15 protein-coding genes are annotated in these 15,151 nt (G+C 65.1%); 12 read left to right on the top strand and 3 right to left on the bottom strand.

The window, feature by feature from the left end:
* Window positions 1–25 precede the first annotated feature (25 nt).
* From AC1DD3_RS05290 to AC1DD3_RS05260, 7 genes are all read left to right on the top strand, one after another.
* Window positions 26–1,795 carry a dihydroxyacetone kinase family protein gene (locus tag AC1DD3_RS05290; protein WP_476881135.1) on the top strand — a complete coding sequence of 590 codons (1,770 nt, stop codon included), beginning with the start codon at window positions 26–28 and terminating at the stop codon, window positions 1,793–1,795.
* A complete protein-coding gene (locus tag AC1DD3_RS05285; RefSeq protein WP_028270688.1) occupies window positions 1,792–2,262 on the top strand; it encodes a ribose-5-phosphate isomerase in 471 nt (156 codons plus the stop codon). The genes AC1DD3_RS05290 and AC1DD3_RS05285 overlap by 4 nt, the downstream gene beginning before the upstream one ends.
* Window positions 2,246–3,079, top strand: coding sequence for a triose-phosphate isomerase family protein (locus AC1DD3_RS05280; protein WP_476881134.1), 834 nt, complete (start codon window positions 2,246–2,248; stop codon window positions 3,077–3,079). Before AC1DD3_RS05285 ends, AC1DD3_RS05280 begins: the two co-directional genes overlap by 17 nt.
* Window positions 3,076–3,891, top strand: a complete 816-nt coding sequence (locus AC1DD3_RS05275; RefSeq protein ID WP_230118529.1) for a sugar phosphate isomerase/epimerase family protein — start codon at window positions 3,076–3,078, stop codon at window positions 3,889–3,891. The genes AC1DD3_RS05280 and AC1DD3_RS05275 overlap by 4 nt, the downstream gene beginning before the upstream one ends.
* 1 nt (window position 3,892) lies before the next feature.
* Entirely contained in the window at window positions 3,893–4,753 is an 861-nt protein-coding gene (locus tag AC1DD3_RS05270) for a phosphogluconate dehydrogenase C-terminal domain-containing protein (protein WP_230118531.1), read from the top strand.
* A gap of 121 nt (window positions 4,754–4,874) precedes the next feature.
* Window positions 4,875–5,207: an ArsR/SmtB family transcription factor gene (locus tag AC1DD3_RS05265; protein WP_476881133.1), complete on the top strand. Its 333-nt coding sequence runs from the start codon at window positions 4,875–4,877 to the stop codon at window positions 5,205–5,207.
* A gap of 13 nt (window positions 5,208–5,220) precedes the next feature.
* On the top strand, window positions 5,221–5,718 hold the full coding sequence (locus AC1DD3_RS05260) for an SRPBCC family protein (RefSeq protein ID WP_476881132.1): 498 nt from the start codon (window positions 5,221–5,223) through the stop codon (window positions 5,716–5,718).
* A gap of 76 nt (window positions 5,719–5,794) precedes the next feature.
* Here AC1DD3_RS05260 and AC1DD3_RS05255 read toward each other — a convergent pair whose 3' ends face one another.
* From AC1DD3_RS05255 to AC1DD3_RS05245, 3 genes are all read right to left on the bottom strand, one after another.
* Window positions 5,795–5,992, bottom strand: a complete 198-nt coding sequence (locus AC1DD3_RS05255) for a hypothetical protein (protein WP_230118537.1) — start codon at window positions 5,990–5,992, stop codon at window positions 5,795–5,797.
* Between the two features lie 470 nt (window positions 5,993–6,462).
* The gene (locus AC1DD3_RS05250) at window positions 6,463–6,774 is read right to left on the bottom strand and encodes a putative quinol monooxygenase (protein WP_230118539.1); all 312 of its coding nucleotides are present in this window, start codon (window positions 6,772–6,774) and stop codon (window positions 6,463–6,465) included.
* Window positions 6,775–6,784: 10 nt separating this feature from the next.
* Window positions 6,785–7,819, bottom strand: a complete 1,035-nt coding sequence (locus AC1DD3_RS05245; protein ID WP_230118541.1) for a LacI family DNA-binding transcriptional regulator — start codon at window positions 7,817–7,819, stop codon at window positions 6,785–6,787.
* A 246-nt stretch (window positions 7,820–8,065) separates the two neighbouring features.
* Between AC1DD3_RS05245 and AC1DD3_RS05240 the strand changes: the two genes are divergently transcribed.
* The 5 genes from AC1DD3_RS05240 to exaC form a co-directional block, all read left to right on the top strand.
* Window positions 8,066–9,418, top strand: coding sequence for an NAD(P)H-dependent oxidoreductase (locus AC1DD3_RS05240; protein WP_476876319.1), 1,353 nt, complete (start codon window positions 8,066–8,068; stop codon window positions 9,416–9,418).
* 93 nt (window positions 9,419–9,511) lie between these two features.
* Window positions 9,512–10,534: a DctP family TRAP transporter solute-binding subunit gene (locus AC1DD3_RS05235; RefSeq protein ID WP_476876318.1), complete on the top strand. Its 1,023-nt coding sequence runs from the start codon at window positions 9,512–9,514 to the stop codon at window positions 10,532–10,534.
* 83 nt (window positions 10,535–10,617) lie between these two features.
* Window positions 10,618–12,537, top strand: a complete 1,920-nt coding sequence (locus AC1DD3_RS05230; RefSeq protein ID WP_476876317.1) for a TRAP transporter large permease — start codon at window positions 10,618–10,620, stop codon at window positions 12,535–12,537.
* Between the two features lie 5 nt (window positions 12,538–12,542).
* Window positions 12,543–13,466 (top strand): NAD(P)-dependent oxidoreductase, encoded by a 924-nt coding sequence (locus AC1DD3_RS05225; RefSeq protein ID WP_476876316.1) that lies wholly within the window; start codon window positions 12,543–12,545, stop codon window positions 13,464–13,466.
* Between the two features lie 198 nt (window positions 13,467–13,664).
* A partial coding sequence (gene exaC, locus AC1DD3_RS05220) for an acetaldehyde dehydrogenase ExaC (protein WP_476881131.1) occupies window positions 13,665–15,151 on the top strand: 1,487 nt, incomplete at its 3' end.

Below are 15,151 nucleotides of genomic sequence, written 5' to 3'. Positions count from 1 at the left end.
CGAGCAATCACTTCAGGAGCTTTCCATGACCCGCCTGTTCAATGAACCAGCAGCCTTCGCTGACGAAATGATCGAAGGCTTTGTCGCCTCCCACGGCCGCTGGGTGAAGCGCGTCTCCGGCGGCGTGGTCCGCAACACGAAGAGCACCCCGGACACCGTGGCGCTGGTGATCGGCGGCGGCTCCGGCCATTACCCGGCCTTCGCCGGGCTCGTCGGCCAGGGTCTGGCCCACGGCGCGGCCATGGGCAACCTGTTCGCTTCGCCCTCCGCGCAGCAGGTCTATAACGTGGCCAAGGCCGCGAACAACGGCGCAGGCGTGCTGCTGGGCTACGGCAACTACGCCGGCGACGTCCTGCATTTCACCCAGGCCCAGGAACGCCTCCGCAAGGAGGGCATCGACTGCCGCAGCATCGCGGTCACCGACGACGTCTCCTCCGCTCCGCTGGCCGAACGCGCCAAGCGCCGCGGCATCGCCGGGGACCTGACCGTGTTCAAGGTGGCCGCTGCGGCCGCCGAGGCCGGCTACACCATGGACCGGATCATGGAAATCGCCGAGCGCGCCAACGACCGCACCCGCTCCTTTGGGGTGGCCTTCACCGGCTGCACCCTTCCCGGCGCCGACCACCCGCTGTTCTCCGTCCCCGAGGGCCGCATGGCCGTCGGCATGGGCATCCACGGCGAGCCGGGCATCGGCGAAACGGACATCCCGACGGCGGATGACCTCGCCGAACTGCTGGTCGCCAAGCTCCTCACCGAAATCCCCGACGGCGCCACCGACGCAGCCACTGCAGGCACCGCGGCCGGTAAGCGCCGCGTGGTCCCCATCCTCAACGGCCTGGGCAGCGTCAAGTACGAAGAGCTGTTCGTCGTCTACCGCCGCGTCGCCCAGCTTCTGGCCGAAGCGGGCCTGGAGGCCGTGGACCCGCAGGTGGGCGAACTGGTCACCAGCTTCGACATGGCCGGCACCTCCCTGACCCTGTTCTGGCTCGACGACGAACTCGAGTCACTCTGGAACGCCCCCGCGGACGCCCCGGCCTTCCGCCGCGGCGCAGTCATGGCCGAAGTCTTGGAGGCGTCCGACGGCGGCGAGCTGGCCGACGTCAAACTCTCCATCCCTGACGCAACCGCGGAGTCCCGCGCCGGCGCCGTGCGGATCCTCGCCGCGCTCGGCGCCGCGAAGGACGTGGTGGACGCCAACGCCGATGAACTGGGCCGGATCGACGCCATCGCCGGCGACGGCGACCACGGCATCGGCATGGAACGCGGCGTCCGCGCCGCTGTTGACGGAGCCCGCGACGCCGTCGCCCGCGGTGCCGGGGCAGCCACCACGCTGCACTTCGCCGCGGACGCCTGGGCCGACAAAGCCGGCGGCACCTCGGGAGCCCTCTGGGGCATGGCCCTGCAGGCCGTCGGTGACGCGATCGGAGACAGCAACGCGCCCGACGCCGGAGCTGTCGCCGCCGGAGTCGCCGGCGCCGCGGCCGCGATCATGGACTTCGGCAAGGCCAAGCCCGGGGACAAGACCCTGGTGGATGTCCTTGTCCCGTTCCGCGACGCACTGGCAGCCGGCGTAAATGCCGGGCAGTCCCTCACCGATGCCTGGGGCGCCGCCGCCACCGTTGCGCAGCAGGCCGCAGAAGACACCGCCCGGCTGCTGCCCCTCATGGGCCGAGCCCGCCCGCACGCCGAGAAGAGCCTTGGCACGCCGGACGCCGGAGCGGTGTCCATGGCACTGGTCGTCCGGGCAATACACAACACCCTCATCGAACAGACAACCATTAAGGAGAACGCATGAGCGCCAAACTGCGCCTGGTCATCGGAGCCGACGACGCTGGATTCGAATACAAGGAAGCCCTGAAGGCTGACCTGGAGGCCTCCGAGCTGGTCGAATCCGTGACCGACGTCGGGGTGGATGCCACCAGCCACACCCCCTACCCGTCCGTGGCCATCGCCGCCGCCGAACTCATCGCAGCCGGCAAGGCCGACCGTGCCCTGCTCGTCTGCGGCACGGGCCTTGGCGTGGCCATCGCGGCGAACAAGGTCCCCGGTGTCCGCGCCGTCACCGCGCACGACAGCTTCTCGGTGGAACGCTCCGTCCTGAGCAACAACGCCCAGGTCCTCACCTTCGGCCAGCGCGTCGTCGGACTGGAACTCGCCCGCCGGCTCGCCCGCGAATGGCTCACCTACACCTTTGACGAGACCTCCGCCTCGGCCGAAAAGGTCACCCTGATTAAGGACTACGAAGGTGTCACTTCCTGCTAAGAATCCTTCGGCCAGCGCCGTAGGAACAGCACCTCCCAAAGCCATCATCGGCGTCAGCCTGAAAATGTACTTCGGCTACGAACGCACCCTCGAATACTGCCGCGAGGTGGCCACCATCGCGTTCGCGCACCCGGCGGTCCAGAGCGGCGACATCGAGCTGTTCGTGCTGCCCACGCTGCCGGTACTGCCCGAAGCGGCCCGGATCCTCGGGACCGCCGGAGCAGCCGCAGGCGCCCAGGACATCTTCTGGGAAGATGAAGGGCCCTACACCGGCGAGGTCGGCGGCAAGACCGTTGCTGAACTCGGCGGCCGGTACGCAGAGGTGGGCCATGCCGAACGCCGCAGGATCTTCGGCGAGGACGACACGGTCATCGGGCTCAAGGCCGCGGCGGCCTACCGCAACCGCCTCACCCCCGTGCTGTGCGTCGGCGAGCTGCAGCAGGGCTCCGTGGAGGAAGCCGTCACCCGCTGCAGCGCAGAGATCGACGCCGCCCTGAACCGGGCGCAGTCCCTCGGTCCCGCCAGCCGGACCATCGTGGCGTACGAGCCGCAATGGGCCATCGGCGCCCCGGAACCTGCCACCCCGCAGTACATCAGCGCCGTAATAGGCGGGCTGGACGCCCACCTGCGTTCCCTGTCCGGACAGGCCGACAGCCGGGTCATCTACGGCGGCAGCGCCGGGCCCGGCCTGATCGGCCAGCTGGACTCCGCGGTCGCTGGCCTCTTCCTGGGCCGCTTCGCCCACGACCCGAAAGCACTCAAGACCATCCTGGATGAGGCCGCGGCACGGCTCACCGCGAAGAAGGTGGCGGCATGAGCCGCATAGGCCCGGGCTCAACAATAGGCCTGAGCAGCTACGCCTTCTTCTGGCAGCTCTCGGACAAGGTCTCTGAGCCGCTCAGTATCCACCAGGCGCTCGAGCGGACCGCGGCCCTGGGCGTGGAACTGTTCCAGATCTGCGACTACGCCCCGCTGGAATCCATGACGGACCCGGAACTCAAGGACGTGCGTGCCACCGCGGACCGCCTTGGCGTCGCGCTGGAACTGGGCACCAAGGGCATCCGACCGGAGCACCTGCGCAAGTTCCTGCACATCGCCGGGATCCTCGGGTCGCCGCTGCTGCGGACCATGTTCAACGTCCCGGGCCACACCCCGACGGCGGACGAGGCGGCAGCAATCTTCACCGAGGTCCTGCCGGAATTCGAGGCAGCCGGGGTGAAGATCGCCGTGGAAACCTACGAGCAGGTACCCACCTCCCGCATCCTGGACGTGATCCGCCGCGTGGACAGTCCGTACTTGGGCATCTGCAGCGACCCGGCCAACACAGTCGCGGCGCTGGAGCTGCCGCGTGAGGTGATTGACGCCGTCGCGCCTTACGTCCTCAACATGCACATCAAAGACTTTGCGTTCAGCCGCAAGGAGGGCTGGGTCGGCTTCACGTACTCCGGCGCGGCCCTCGGCGAAGGCCTTCTCGACTATGACTACATGGCCGGGAAGTTTCAGCCCAAAGAAAGAAACATCAACCAGATCGTCGAACACTGGCTGCCGTGGCAGGACTCCGAGGCGGAAACCATCCGCCTCGAAAACCAGTGGACCCAGCAAAGCATCGATTTTCTAAGGAGCAAGTGAAATGTCAGCAGAACAATTGACCGTCGCCGTCATCGGAGCCGGTGGCAAAATGGGGATGCGCGTTTCCCGGAACCTCCAGAAGAGCGCCCACACCGTCTTCTACAGCGAGAACTCCCCTGCGGGCCAGGACCGCGTCCGCGCCGAAGGCCGTGACATCACCTCCACCGACGACGCCGTCCAGGGCGCCGACGTGGTCATCCTCGCCGTCCCGGACACCGTTCTGGGCATCGTGTCCGAAGGCGTGGTGCCCCAGATGAAGGCCGGCGCGATCCTGCTCACCCTGGACCCGGCCGCCGCCTACGCCGGGCTGCTGGCCAAGCGCGACGACGTCGTCCAGGCGGTCGCGCACCCGTGCCACCCGTCCGTGTTCCTGGAGCGCACCACCAAGGAAGAATGGGCCGACACCTTCGGCGGCGAGGGCGCCCCGCAGAACGTGGTTGCCGCGATCGACGAGGACACGCCGGCCGCGACCCGCGATTCGGCCGAGGCCGTCATCCGTACGATCTACGCCCCCGTCATCGACGTGCACTGGGTCACCGTGAAGCAGCTCGCCATCCTCGAGCCCACCCTCGTGGAGACCGTGGCCTGCATGATCGGCACGCTGCTCAACGAGGCGCTGCACGAGACCGTGCACACGGCCGGGGTTCCGGAGGAAGCCGCCAAGGCCATGCTGTTCGGCCACGTGCAGATCGCCCTGACCAACGCCCTCCGCGGCTCCAACCCGTTCTCCGAGGCGTGCGAAATCGCCATCCAGTACGGCAAGGACACCATCATCAAGGACGACTGGAAGAAGATCTTCGACGACTCCGAGCTGGACGGCGTCATCGCCAAGATGCTGAAGCTGGACGCCGTCAAGCGTTAAGGCGGCACGCCGGTCAAAGAAAACGCATGAGGACGACGGCGGGAATCTCCGCCGTCGCCCTCATACGTTAACAGGGCCTGCCCATTGACACCCCTCCACCGCGGGCATATTCTACAACCAAATGGTTGTAGATCAGATGAGTGAGGCCGGACTCGACCGCCTTTTCCAGGCGTTCGCGGATGGCACCCGCCGGGACATCCTGCGCCGTGTAGCGGTGGGGGAGTATTCGGTGTCCGGCCTGGCGGGCCTCTACGCCATGAGTTTCGCCGCCGTTCAAAAGCATGTGGCCGTGTTGGAGCGCGCGTCCCTGGTCACCAAGGAGAAGCGCGGAAGGCAGCAGATCGTGCGGGGCAATCACGAAGGCCTGCAGAGAGCCCGGCGGCTGCTTGATGAGTACGAGGCGATCTGGCGGCAGCGCGCCGGGCGGATCGCGGACATTCTCGCTGAAGATTAGGAAGGGTTCCGCAATGACGGTTATCAGTTCCACCAAGAGTCCCGAGACGCTCAGCTTTATCCTCGTTGCCGAGTTCGACGCCGGCGTCGAACGCGTCTGGCAGATATGGGAAGACCCGCGGCAGCTCGAGCGCTGGTGGGGTCCGCCCACCTGGCCGGCCACATTCGAGAAGCACGAGTTCTCTCCCGGCGGAGAAGCGGCGTACTACATGACCGGGCTCGACGGCGAGAAGGCCCGCGGCTGGTGGCGCATCACCGTCATCGAGGCACCCCACCGCCTCGAATTCGACGACGGCTTTGCCGACGACAACGGCGCGCCCGTCGAAGCCATGGGGACCACCCATGCGGCCGTCACGCTCGAGGACATCGGCGGGCGTACCCGCATGACCGTGAAGTCCAGGTTCGAGTCCGAGGAGCAGATGGACAAGATGGTCGAGATGGGCATGGAAGAAGGCATGAAGGAGGCCGCCGGCCAGATCGACGGCATTCTCGCCGAGCACTCGGACGCCTGACCGGAAGTAACGCAAACGCCAGAGGACGGCGGCGGGGGGCCCGCCGCCGTCCTCTGGCGTTTGGTCGCGGAGCTTCCTAGAGAGCGGCGCCCTGGGCCGCGTTGCGGTTCAGGCTGACAGTGAAGGTGTTGGGTCCGCTGCAGGTGACCGCGATGCTGTGCTTGGGGGCGTTGGCCCTTGCCGACAGGTCGTGCACGGCCTTTTCCAGGGTGTGGTCCAGTGCTGACCGGTCCCAGATCTTCAGCGTTACAGAGTCAGTGGTTTCGAACGTCATTATTCGGTGCCTTCATTCATAAATTCGGTCGGGCTTTCGCATCAGCGCGAAACCCGGAACGGGTCAATCCATGAACGCTCAGAGACCTTGTTCAGCTCGGCGAGCTCACTGGTTTGGCCTCGTTGCGTCCACCAGATTGGGTTTAATTTTGCTTCTAAGCCACTGCCTCCTCTTCCCGCAGGAGCGAGGGTCAGGGCTATGCAGGCTGGGAAATCGTGCTCTCAGCCCTTCCTTTTCATCATGCACGGCGGAGCGCTGACGTCTCAAGCGGATCGCTGGTGAGGTTCACCACACCAGCGGCTGGCACGGTGCAAGGGAGGGCATCACTTCCCTGCAGCGAAGCAAAAGGCCAGAGGACGACGGCGGGAATTCCCGCCGTCGTCCTCTGGCCATTTGTTTCCGGTGACTTTTTCTTACGGACAGTTCTTTCCTGCGCCCGAGACTCCCATGACAACGCTGACGGGGCTCACTTAGAGGGCCCCTTGGTGCTCGGTTCCGGCCGCGATCGGTGCCAGGCGCGTCACTTCTACCGGCTCCTTCAGGAGCCCCTCGAGCGAAGCGTTGAGGCGCTTGACGGCATCCCCTTCGCCGTGGGCGTCGAGCAGCTCCGCGGTTTCCCATTTTTCAATCATGAGGATCTGGCCGTTCGGGTCCTCATGGATGGCGTACAGCAGGCAGCCTGGTTCGTCGTGCACCTCGGCGATGGCGGGGGAGAGGGCCGCGACGACGTGGTCGAACGCGCCTTCGTTCGGCGTGAACACAGCAGTAACAATGACGGGCATGGGGGTTTCCTTAACTTGCGACGGACCGGATGAGTGGGGCACAGCTGTTGCGCGGCACGAAGTCCGCCTTGACCTCGATGGTTCGGGCGCCGGCCGGGAGCCGGCCCTGCATCCGTCCGAGGACGAGTTCGAGGGAATGCACCGCGAGCATGTCGATGGGCTGCCGGATCGCGCTCAGCGGTGGGTTCGTCAGTTCGGTCCACGGATTGTCGTCGAAGACGATGACCGACAGGTCATCGGGTATCCGCACGCCGACCTGAACGAGGCGCCGGACCGAGCTTTGCACCTGGGCGGTGTTCGCCACGATGAGTCCAGTGGGACTGTCCGGAAGCGCCAGGAGGGACCCTACGGCGTCGCCACCTCCGTCCCCGCGGAACGGCACGTCCCGGACCAGCATGGGATCGACCGTGATCGAGGCGTTTTCGTGGGCTGTCCGGTAGCCGTGGATCCGCGCGCGGCCGGTCGACGTGCTGGCGGGGCCGGTTATGAGGCCGATGCGCGTATGGCCGAGGGCGATGAGGTGCTCGGTGGCGCGGCGGGCTGAGTCGGAGTTCTCGATGCTGACGACGTCCACATCCTCAAGTTCCGCGATGGTGCGGTCGACGAAAACGACGTTTACGCCCAGGTCCCGCAGCCGTTCCCACTTCTCGATGTTCCCTCCAGTCGGGGTGGCGATGACGCCGCCCACGGAGCGGTCCAGCAGTGTGTCCAAGGATTCGGCCTCAAGGTGGGGGTCTTCCTGGGTGGTCATAACCACCACCTGCACCCCATGGCTGCGGGCTTCCCACACGACGCGGTCGGCAAGTTGAGCGAAGAAGGGGTTGGCCAGATCCGCAACCACAAGCCCAACGGTGAGGGCGTGGCCGGCACTGAGCTCACGTGCAGCGGCCCGCGGCCGATAGCCAAGATCCCCGATCACGCGCAACACTTGTTCGCGCTTCGCCGGCGCGACGGGCCCAGATTCGGGATTCAGCACCCGGGACACTACGGAGACCGATACTCCCGCCGCCGCTGCGACATCGCGAATAGTTGGGGCCTTCTTCACTTCTCCTCCTTGAGGTCCTCTAGCGGCTGCAGGTCACTGAGGGTTGTTCATCCGCCCCGTGATCCTTGCCGGAGGAACCTTCGACTGCGTTCCGTTGTGACTGTTGACACAGCCTAACACTGACTGGTACAAAAGTGGTACCGGTTCCACTCGGTCCCGAAAACAGCTCAACCTGCGACGAAGAAGTTGCTCCACCTGAGGTGGAGAGCTCCTCTCCGGCGCGAAACGTCAACCAGAGAGATCCCCATGAACCTCCACAAACTTCTTAGCGACCGTGAGCAGCAGGGCCGCCCGGTTCGAGTCGGACTCATCGGAGCTGGCCGCTACGGCACCATGTACCTGGCCCAGGCAAACAACATCCCGGGCATCCACGTCGTCGCGATCGCCGACATCAATGTGAAGCGCGCTGAAGGCGCATTTGAGCTGGTCGGGTGGCCCCAGGACCAGATCGCCCCTGACATCGCCACGGCACTGAAGAACCGCTCGACCACGATCGTTGCCAATGCGGATGAATTGTTTGAAGTCGACATCGACGTCATCGTCGAGGCAACGGGAAACCCCATCGTCGGGGTGAAGCACGCACTGCGCGCCATTGAAACGAAGAAGCACATCATCATGGTCACCGTTGAGGCAGACGCCCTGGCCGGTCCGGCCCTGGCCAAGCGCGCAGAAGAAGCCGGTGTGGTCTACTCGATGGCCTACGGTGACCAGCCGGCCCTCATCATGGAACTCGTCGACTGGGCACGGACCAGTGGCTTCGACGTCGTGTGTGCAGGCAAGGGAGCAAAGTACCTTGAGCACTATCACGAGATGAACCCGGACAACGTCTGGGAGAACTGGGAGTTCTCCAAGGAGCTCACCGACTCCGGGCAGCTGAATCCCTACATGCACACCTCGTTCCGCGACGGCACCAAGGCCTCCATCGAGATGGCTGCCGTCGCCAACGGCGCCGGCCTCACCCCGTCTGACAACGGGCTGTCGTTCACACCGGGTGACGTGGAGGAAATCGCCACGATCTGCCGCCCGGCCGACGTCGGCGGAGCCCTGGCCCACGAGGGAAGCGTTGACGTCATGTCCAGCGTCAACCGCGACGGCAGCTGGATCAGCCACAACACCCAGGAGGGCGTGTTCGTCGTCGTCAAGGCCACCAACGGGTACGTTTCCGGCTGCTTCAATGAATACCCGTGGCACCCGGACCCGACCGGCCAGTACGCAGCGCTGTACCGCCCGTACCACTACGTGGGCCTCGAACTGAATATGTCCATCGCCAACGCGGCCCTTCGCGGCATCGCGACGGGTTCCCCGGTCGGGTTCTTCGGCGACGTCGTTGCGACCGCCAAGAAGGATCTCAAGGCAGGCGAGTTCCTCGACGGCGAAGGCGGCTTCACGGTGTGGGGCAAGCTTGTCTCCGCTAAACACTCCGTAGCCATTGGCGCCCTGCCGGTGGCCCTCGCCCACCACGTGGAACTCCGTGCCGACATCGCCAAGGGCGCAACTGTCCGGTGGGAAGACGTCATCATGGACGAATCGCTGTCCCAGGCCCTTGAGCTGCGCCGCGAGACCGAAGCGCTCGTAGCGGACGCCGCCGTCAGCGTCTGACCCCTCTGCTCTACCATCCGGGCGCGGCCAGGAGATGACGATGTCGTTTCACGCGTCTGGAACCAGACTCCTTCCAATGAAGAAAGGCATCACATGAAATCCAAGACCCGCGCCCTCACCGGAGTACTGGCATGCACCCTTGCCGCCTCGCTCCTCGCCGGTTGCGCTTCCGGAGCGCCCGGCGGGGGCGGGCCCGTGGCGAAGATCCAGCTCTCCATCCCGGATCCGCTCACCTCCTCCGTCGGCGTTTCCGCCCAGCACTTCGCCGACCAGGTGAAGAAGACATCCAACGGCTCGGTCGTGGTCACGGTCGTTCCCAACGGAACGAGCTTCAGCGGAGACCAGAACGCGGCAGTCACCAGGCTGCAGGGCGGTTCACTGGACGCACTGATCCTCTCGACCTCCGTGTATGCGTCCGTGGTGCCGGAAATGAACGCGATCAGCATCCCCTACCTCTTCGACGACACGGCTGAGGAAGCGGCGTTCCTGACGGGGAAGCCCGGCGACGTCCTCAAGGAAAAGCTCAAAGAGAAGAACACGGTCGCGCTGTCCTTCCTCACCCGGACCGGCCGGCAGATCACCAACTCCGAGCGGCCCATTGAACAGCCGTCCGACCTCAAGGGCCTGAAAATCCGCGTCCCCGGCAACCCGCTGTGGACTGACTTCTTCGGGAAGCTGGGCGCGAGTCCTACGACGATGGCGTTCTCCGAGGTCTTCACGGGCCTGCAGACAGGAACGATCGACGGCCAGGAAAACCCGATCGAGGTGCCCTGGACCAACAAGTTCTCCGAGGTGCAGAAGTACGTTTCGCTGACGCACCACATCAACGATGCCTGGGTCCTCGCTCTTTCCTCCAAGAAATGGGACTCCCTGACCGAAGAGCAGAAGAAGGCCCTCTCCGATGCCTCGACTGAGACGGCGACGTTCAAGACCGGTTACGACAAGGAACAGTCCGAGAAGCAGCTGGCAGAACTCACAGCCAAGGGCATGAAGGCCAACGAGCCCTCCGCCGCGGGGCTGGAGCAGTTCAAGGAAGTCTCCAAGAGCCTCTACCCGGTGTTCTCCGAGCTCATCGGCAAGGAATTCTTCGATCAGGCGATTGCCGCCGCCAAGTAACAGCATTTGAGGGCCGGAGCGCTTCCCGCGCTCCGGTCCTCAGCCGAACACCCCCGCTCTCAACGTTGACAGTCTGGAAGAACATGGAACACACACTCGCCCCCAGGGAACTCGAAGAGGTCCTTCCGTCTGACGCGGAAGAAATCCTCCACCACGGGCACGTCGCACCGCGCTGGAGCGGGGCCGTCTGGCTCGACAAGACCCTGGAAGGGATTGTGGGCGCGGCGATCCTCGCCGAGCTCGTCGTCATCCTGCTGAACATCACGGTCCGGGTGGTCACCGGTGATTCGGTGCTCTGGACCCAGGAAGTATCTGAAATCGCCCTGCTGACCATCGCCTTCATCGGCGGTGCCATCGCGTATCCCAAGGGTGCGCACATGTCCGTCCAGGCGCTCATCATGCGCCTGCCGGCGAGCTGGAAGCCGTATCTGGCAGCCCTCGTCGACTGCCTCGTCTTCGTCATGAGCGCGGGAGCGTTTGCGCTGTTCGTGCCGACTCTCGTCCAGCAGGTCGAAGAGAAGACGCCGATCCTTCAGCTGCCGGTCTTCTGGGTCTCGCTGCCCTTCTCGATCGGCATGGTGCTCATCGCCTGGTTCGCTGTCCTGAAACTCTGGCGGCAGGAACGCCGCACCGTTCTCGTGGCCGCCGGCATTACAGCAATCCTGGCCGCAGCCGTGCTGGTGTCCCAGCCCCTTTTCTACTACGTTTCACCCAACGCCCTCCTCGCCGTCGTGCTCGTTGCGCTCTTTGTTCTGCTGTTTCTTGGCCTGCCGATTGCGTTCGTCCTGGCGCTGGCGTCCGGCATCTACCTCTACCTTGGCGGCATCTCCGAGGTCAGTGCCATCCCGATCGGGATGGCGTCAGGGGCCAAGGGCTTCGTTCTCCTGGCAATCCCGTTCTTCATCCTCGCCGGCACAGTCATGAACTCCGCCGGCCTTACGCTTCCGCTGGCCAAACTCGTCGACGCGCTCATCGGGCACCTGCGCGGCGGCCTGCTTCAGGTGGTCGTCGTGACCATGTACATCTTCTCCGGCATCTCCGGCTCCAAGGTGGCGGACGTTGCCGCCGTGGGCACCACGATGCGCGGCATGCTCGAGGAACGCAAGTACCCCCGCGGCGAGGTCGTCGCTGTGCTCTCCGCCTCGGCTATCATGGGCGAAACCATTCCGCCGAGCATTGTGCTCCTCATCCTTGGATCCATCACCACCATCTCCACCACCACCCTGTTCCTGGCCGGATTCGTTCCCGCAGCCTTCCTGGCCCTCGTGGTCATGGGTCTCGTATTCTTCCGGGCCCGCAAGCAGGGCGGCGTCGCCAGCCCCAAGGCCACCTGGCGCGCACGGGGATCGGCGACGTTCTTCGCCATTCCCACCCTCCTGCTCCCTGTCGGCATGGTGGTCGGAATCCTGAGTGGCTTCGCGACACCCACCGAGGTGTCCTCTGTGGCCGTCGCCTACGCCTTCATCCTCGCCGCCGCCTACCGGCGCGGCAGCAAGAAACTCCTCGGCGACACCCTGCGGGAAACGACAACGACGGCGGGCATGGTCCTGTTCATCATCGCCGCCGCGTCCCCGCTCGCCCAGACGCTTGCCCTCGCCGGCGTCTCCCAGCAGATCCATGACCTCATGTCCGGCCTTGGTGACTCACCCGTGCTGTTCATGCTGTTCACCGTTGTGCTGCTGATCATCATGGGCCAGCTGCTCGAGGGCCTTCCGGCGGTCCTGATCTTCGCGCCGCTGCTCCTGCCGATCGCTACCGACTTCGGCGTCAACCCGGTGCAGTACGCCATGGTGCTGATCATTTCCATGGGCATCGGCTCATTCGCCCCACCGGCGGGAGTCGGCTTCTACGTCGCCTGTGCAACCGCACACGAAACCGTGGAAAAGAGCCTCAAACACTTCTGGCCCTACCTCATCGCGGTCTTCCTGGGGCTGCTTGTGCTTGCCGCCGTCCCGTGGTTCAGCACCTTCCTGCCCGCCCTCGCCGGACTCATCCCCTTCTAAGCCACATGACGACACCGACCAACACCCAGAAGCAGTTGCCCGGCTTCCCGTTTTCCGTCTCGCTGTGCGGCACCGGGCCGATGGGGGCACCGATCGCCCGGAACATCCTCAGCGGCGGCGTTCCGCTGACGCTCTGGAACCGCACGGCAGCCAAGGCCAGAGTCATTTCCGGCGGGAGGGTCGCGGATTCCCCGGCGGAGGCCGCCGCCGAGGTGGTCCTCACAGTGTTGCCTGACCTGCCCCAGGTGGCGGCCCTCCTCCCTGGGGAGAACGGCCTGCTGGCTGGATGGCAGGCTGCCGGAATAGGGAGCCCGGTCCTGGTGGTTCACGGGACCGTGTCGCCGGTGGCAGTCGCAGAGTTTGCCGAGGATTGCCGGCGCGATTACGGACTGACCGTCCTCGACGCACCCCTCAGCGGCGGAACCATCGGGGCGGAGGAGGGGCGTCTGAGCACGATGGTCGGAGGCCCACCGGACGTCGTGGGCCGCCTTACGCCGCTCTTCGAGCTCTACAGTTCCACGGTGGTCCTGTTCGGCAAGACCGGCGCGGGGTCAACAGTGAAGGCGTGCAACCAGATCGTTGTCGCCGCCACTGTCACGGCCCTGGCCGAAGCGATGGCCCTGGCCGCCACCACCGGCCTTGACCTCCAGAAGGTGCAATCCATCCTGGCGGGCGGATTGGCCAACTCAGAGGTGCTCCGGCAAAAGGGAGGACGCTGGATCCACGCGGACTTTGAAGGCGGAGGATCCGCGAAAAACCAGCTCAAGGACCTCAGCTTCATTGCGGAGATTGCGAAGGACGCCGGCCTGGAGCTGCCGCTCTCCACAAGCGTCCGGGATGCGTTCGAAGTCATGATCGCGGCAGGTGACGGCGACCTGGACCATACTGGAATTTACCGGTCCATCCTCACCGAAAAGTCCCAAGCCTGACCCCGGTTCATCACGGACGGTCAGTAACGCAAAACGCAAGCGAACGACGGCGGGACTTCCCGCCGTCGTTCGCTTGCGTTTTGCCCCTTTATGGCGGTCTGAATAGCAGCCGTCAGGCGCCCTTGCAGCCTGGTCGCAACCTCTGGTCCCCTAGCGTGGGGGCAGGACGAAGACGTCTGATTTTCCAGAGGAGTAACCATGACTGTTTATGTACAGCCCGGCCAAGAAGGATCCAAGGTCCAGTTCAAGGACCGCTACGAGAACTGGATCGGCGGCGAATGGGTGGCTCCCACTACCGGCCAATACATCGAGAACGTCTCACCCGTGAACGGCAAGCAATTCACGGAGGTGGCCCGCGGCGCAGCAGCGGACGTAGAGCTGGCACTGGACGCAGCCCACAAGGCCGCCCCGGCGTGGGGCAAGGCTTCGGCCGCCGAACGCGCCGCTGTCCTGAACAAAATTGCCGACCGGATCGACGCGAACCTGGAGTTGCTGGCCGTTGCCGAAACCTGGGATAACGGCAAGCCGATCCGCGAAACCCTGAATGCGGACATCCCCCTCGCCGCCGACCACTTCCGCTACTTCGCCTCCGCCGTCCGCGCCCAGGAAGGCGGGCTGTCACAGCTCGACGAGGACACCACCGCATACCACTTCCACGAGCCCCTCGGGGTGGTGGGCCAGATCATCCCTTGGAACTTCCCCATCCTCATGGCCGTCTGGAAAATGGCGCCGGCCCTCGCTGCCGGCAACGCGGTTGTCCTCAAGCCCGCTTCGAATACGCCGGCTTCCATCCTGGTCCTCGCCGAACTCATCGCCGACCTGCTTCCCGCGGGACTTCTGAACATCGTCAACGGATTCGGTGCGGAGGTGGGTAAACCGCTGGCGTCCAGCCCGCGGATCCGCAAGATCGCCTTCACCGGGGAGACCACCACCGGCCGGCTGATCAGCCAGTACGCCAGCGCCAACCTGATCCCGGTCACGCTGGAGCTGGGCGGCAAGAGCCCCAACATCTTCTTCAACGACGTCGCCGAGTCCAATGACGCTTTCTACGACAAGGCGCTCGAGGGGTTCACCCTGTACGCGTTCAACCAGGGTGAAGTCTGCAGCAGTCCCTCCCGCGCGCTGGTTCAGGAAGGCATCTACGACTCCTTCATGGCCGACGCCGTGGCCCGGACCCAGAAGATCATCCAGGGCAACCCGCTGGACACCGAAACCCAGATCGGCGCCCAGGCCTCGACAGGCCAGATGGAGAAAATCCTTTCCTACATCGACATCGGAAAGCAGGAGGGCGCCAAGGTCCTCGCCGGCGGGAACCAGACGGAACTCGACGGTGACCTGGCCGGCGGCTTCTACGTCCAGCCCACCATCTTCGAAGGCCACAACAAAATGCGGATCTTCCAGGAGGAAATCTTCGGCCCCGTCGTTTCCGTGACACGCTTCAGCGACTACAACGACGCCATGGGCATCGCCAACGACACCCTCTACGGGCTCGGCGCCGGCGTCTGGTCCCGCAACGGCAACGTCGCCTACCGCGCTGGCCGCGAGATCCAGGCCGGCCGCGTGTGGGTCAACAACTACCACGCCTACCCGGCCGGCGCCGCGTTCGGCGGCTACAAGTCCTCCGGCATCGGACGTGAAAACCACGCCATGATGCTGGACCACTACCAGCAGACCAAGAACCTCCT

The sequence above is a fragment of the Arthrobacter sp. 05T444 genome, from assembly GCF_056395905.1.
The sequence above is the reverse complement of the archived record's forward strand: the minus strand, read 5'-3'. Positions and strand labels throughout refer to the sequence as shown.

Excerpts from the sequence above, each read along its gene's own strand:
- AC1DD3_RS05290 (WP_476881135.1), top strand. The coding sequence starts at position 26 with ATGACCCGCCTGTTCAATGAACCAGCAGCCTTCGCTGACGAAATGATC.
- AC1DD3_RS05285 (WP_028270688.1), top strand. The coding sequence starts at position 1,792 with ATGAGCGCCAAACTGCGCCTGGTCATCGGAGCCGACGACGCTGGATTC.
- AC1DD3_RS05275 (WP_230118529.1), top strand. The coding sequence starts at position 3,076 with ATGAGCCGCATAGGCCCGGGCTCAACAATAGGCCTGAGCAGCTACGCC.
- AC1DD3_RS05270 (WP_230118531.1), top strand. The coding sequence starts at position 3,893 with ATGTCAGCAGAACAATTGACCGTCGCCGTCATCGGAGCCGGTGGCAAA.
- AC1DD3_RS05265 (WP_476881133.1), top strand. The coding sequence starts at position 4,875 with ATGGTTGTAGATCAGATGAGTGAGGCCGGACTCGACCGCCTTTTCCAG.
- AC1DD3_RS05260 (WP_476881132.1), top strand. The coding sequence starts at position 5,221 with ATGACGGTTATCAGTTCCACCAAGAGTCCCGAGACGCTCAGCTTTATC.
- AC1DD3_RS05255 (WP_230118537.1), bottom strand. The coding sequence starts at position 5,992 with ATGACGTTCGAAACCACTGACTCTGTAACGCTGAAGATCTGGGACCGG.
- AC1DD3_RS05250 (WP_230118539.1), bottom strand. The coding sequence starts at position 6,774 with ATGCCCGTCATTGTTACTGCTGTGTTCACGCCGAACGAAGGCGCGTTC.
- AC1DD3_RS05240 (WP_476876319.1), top strand. The coding sequence starts at position 8,066 with ATGAACCTCCACAAACTTCTTAGCGACCGTGAGCAGCAGGGCCGCCCG.
- AC1DD3_RS05235 (WP_476876318.1), top strand. The coding sequence starts at position 9,512 with ATGAAATCCAAGACCCGCGCCCTCACCGGAGTACTGGCATGCACCCTT.
- AC1DD3_RS05230 (WP_476876317.1), top strand. The coding sequence starts at position 10,618 with ATGGAACACACACTCGCCCCCAGGGAACTCGAAGAGGTCCTTCCGTCT.
- AC1DD3_RS05225 (WP_476876316.1), top strand. The coding sequence starts at position 12,543 with ATGACGACACCGACCAACACCCAGAAGCAGTTGCCCGGCTTCCCGTTT.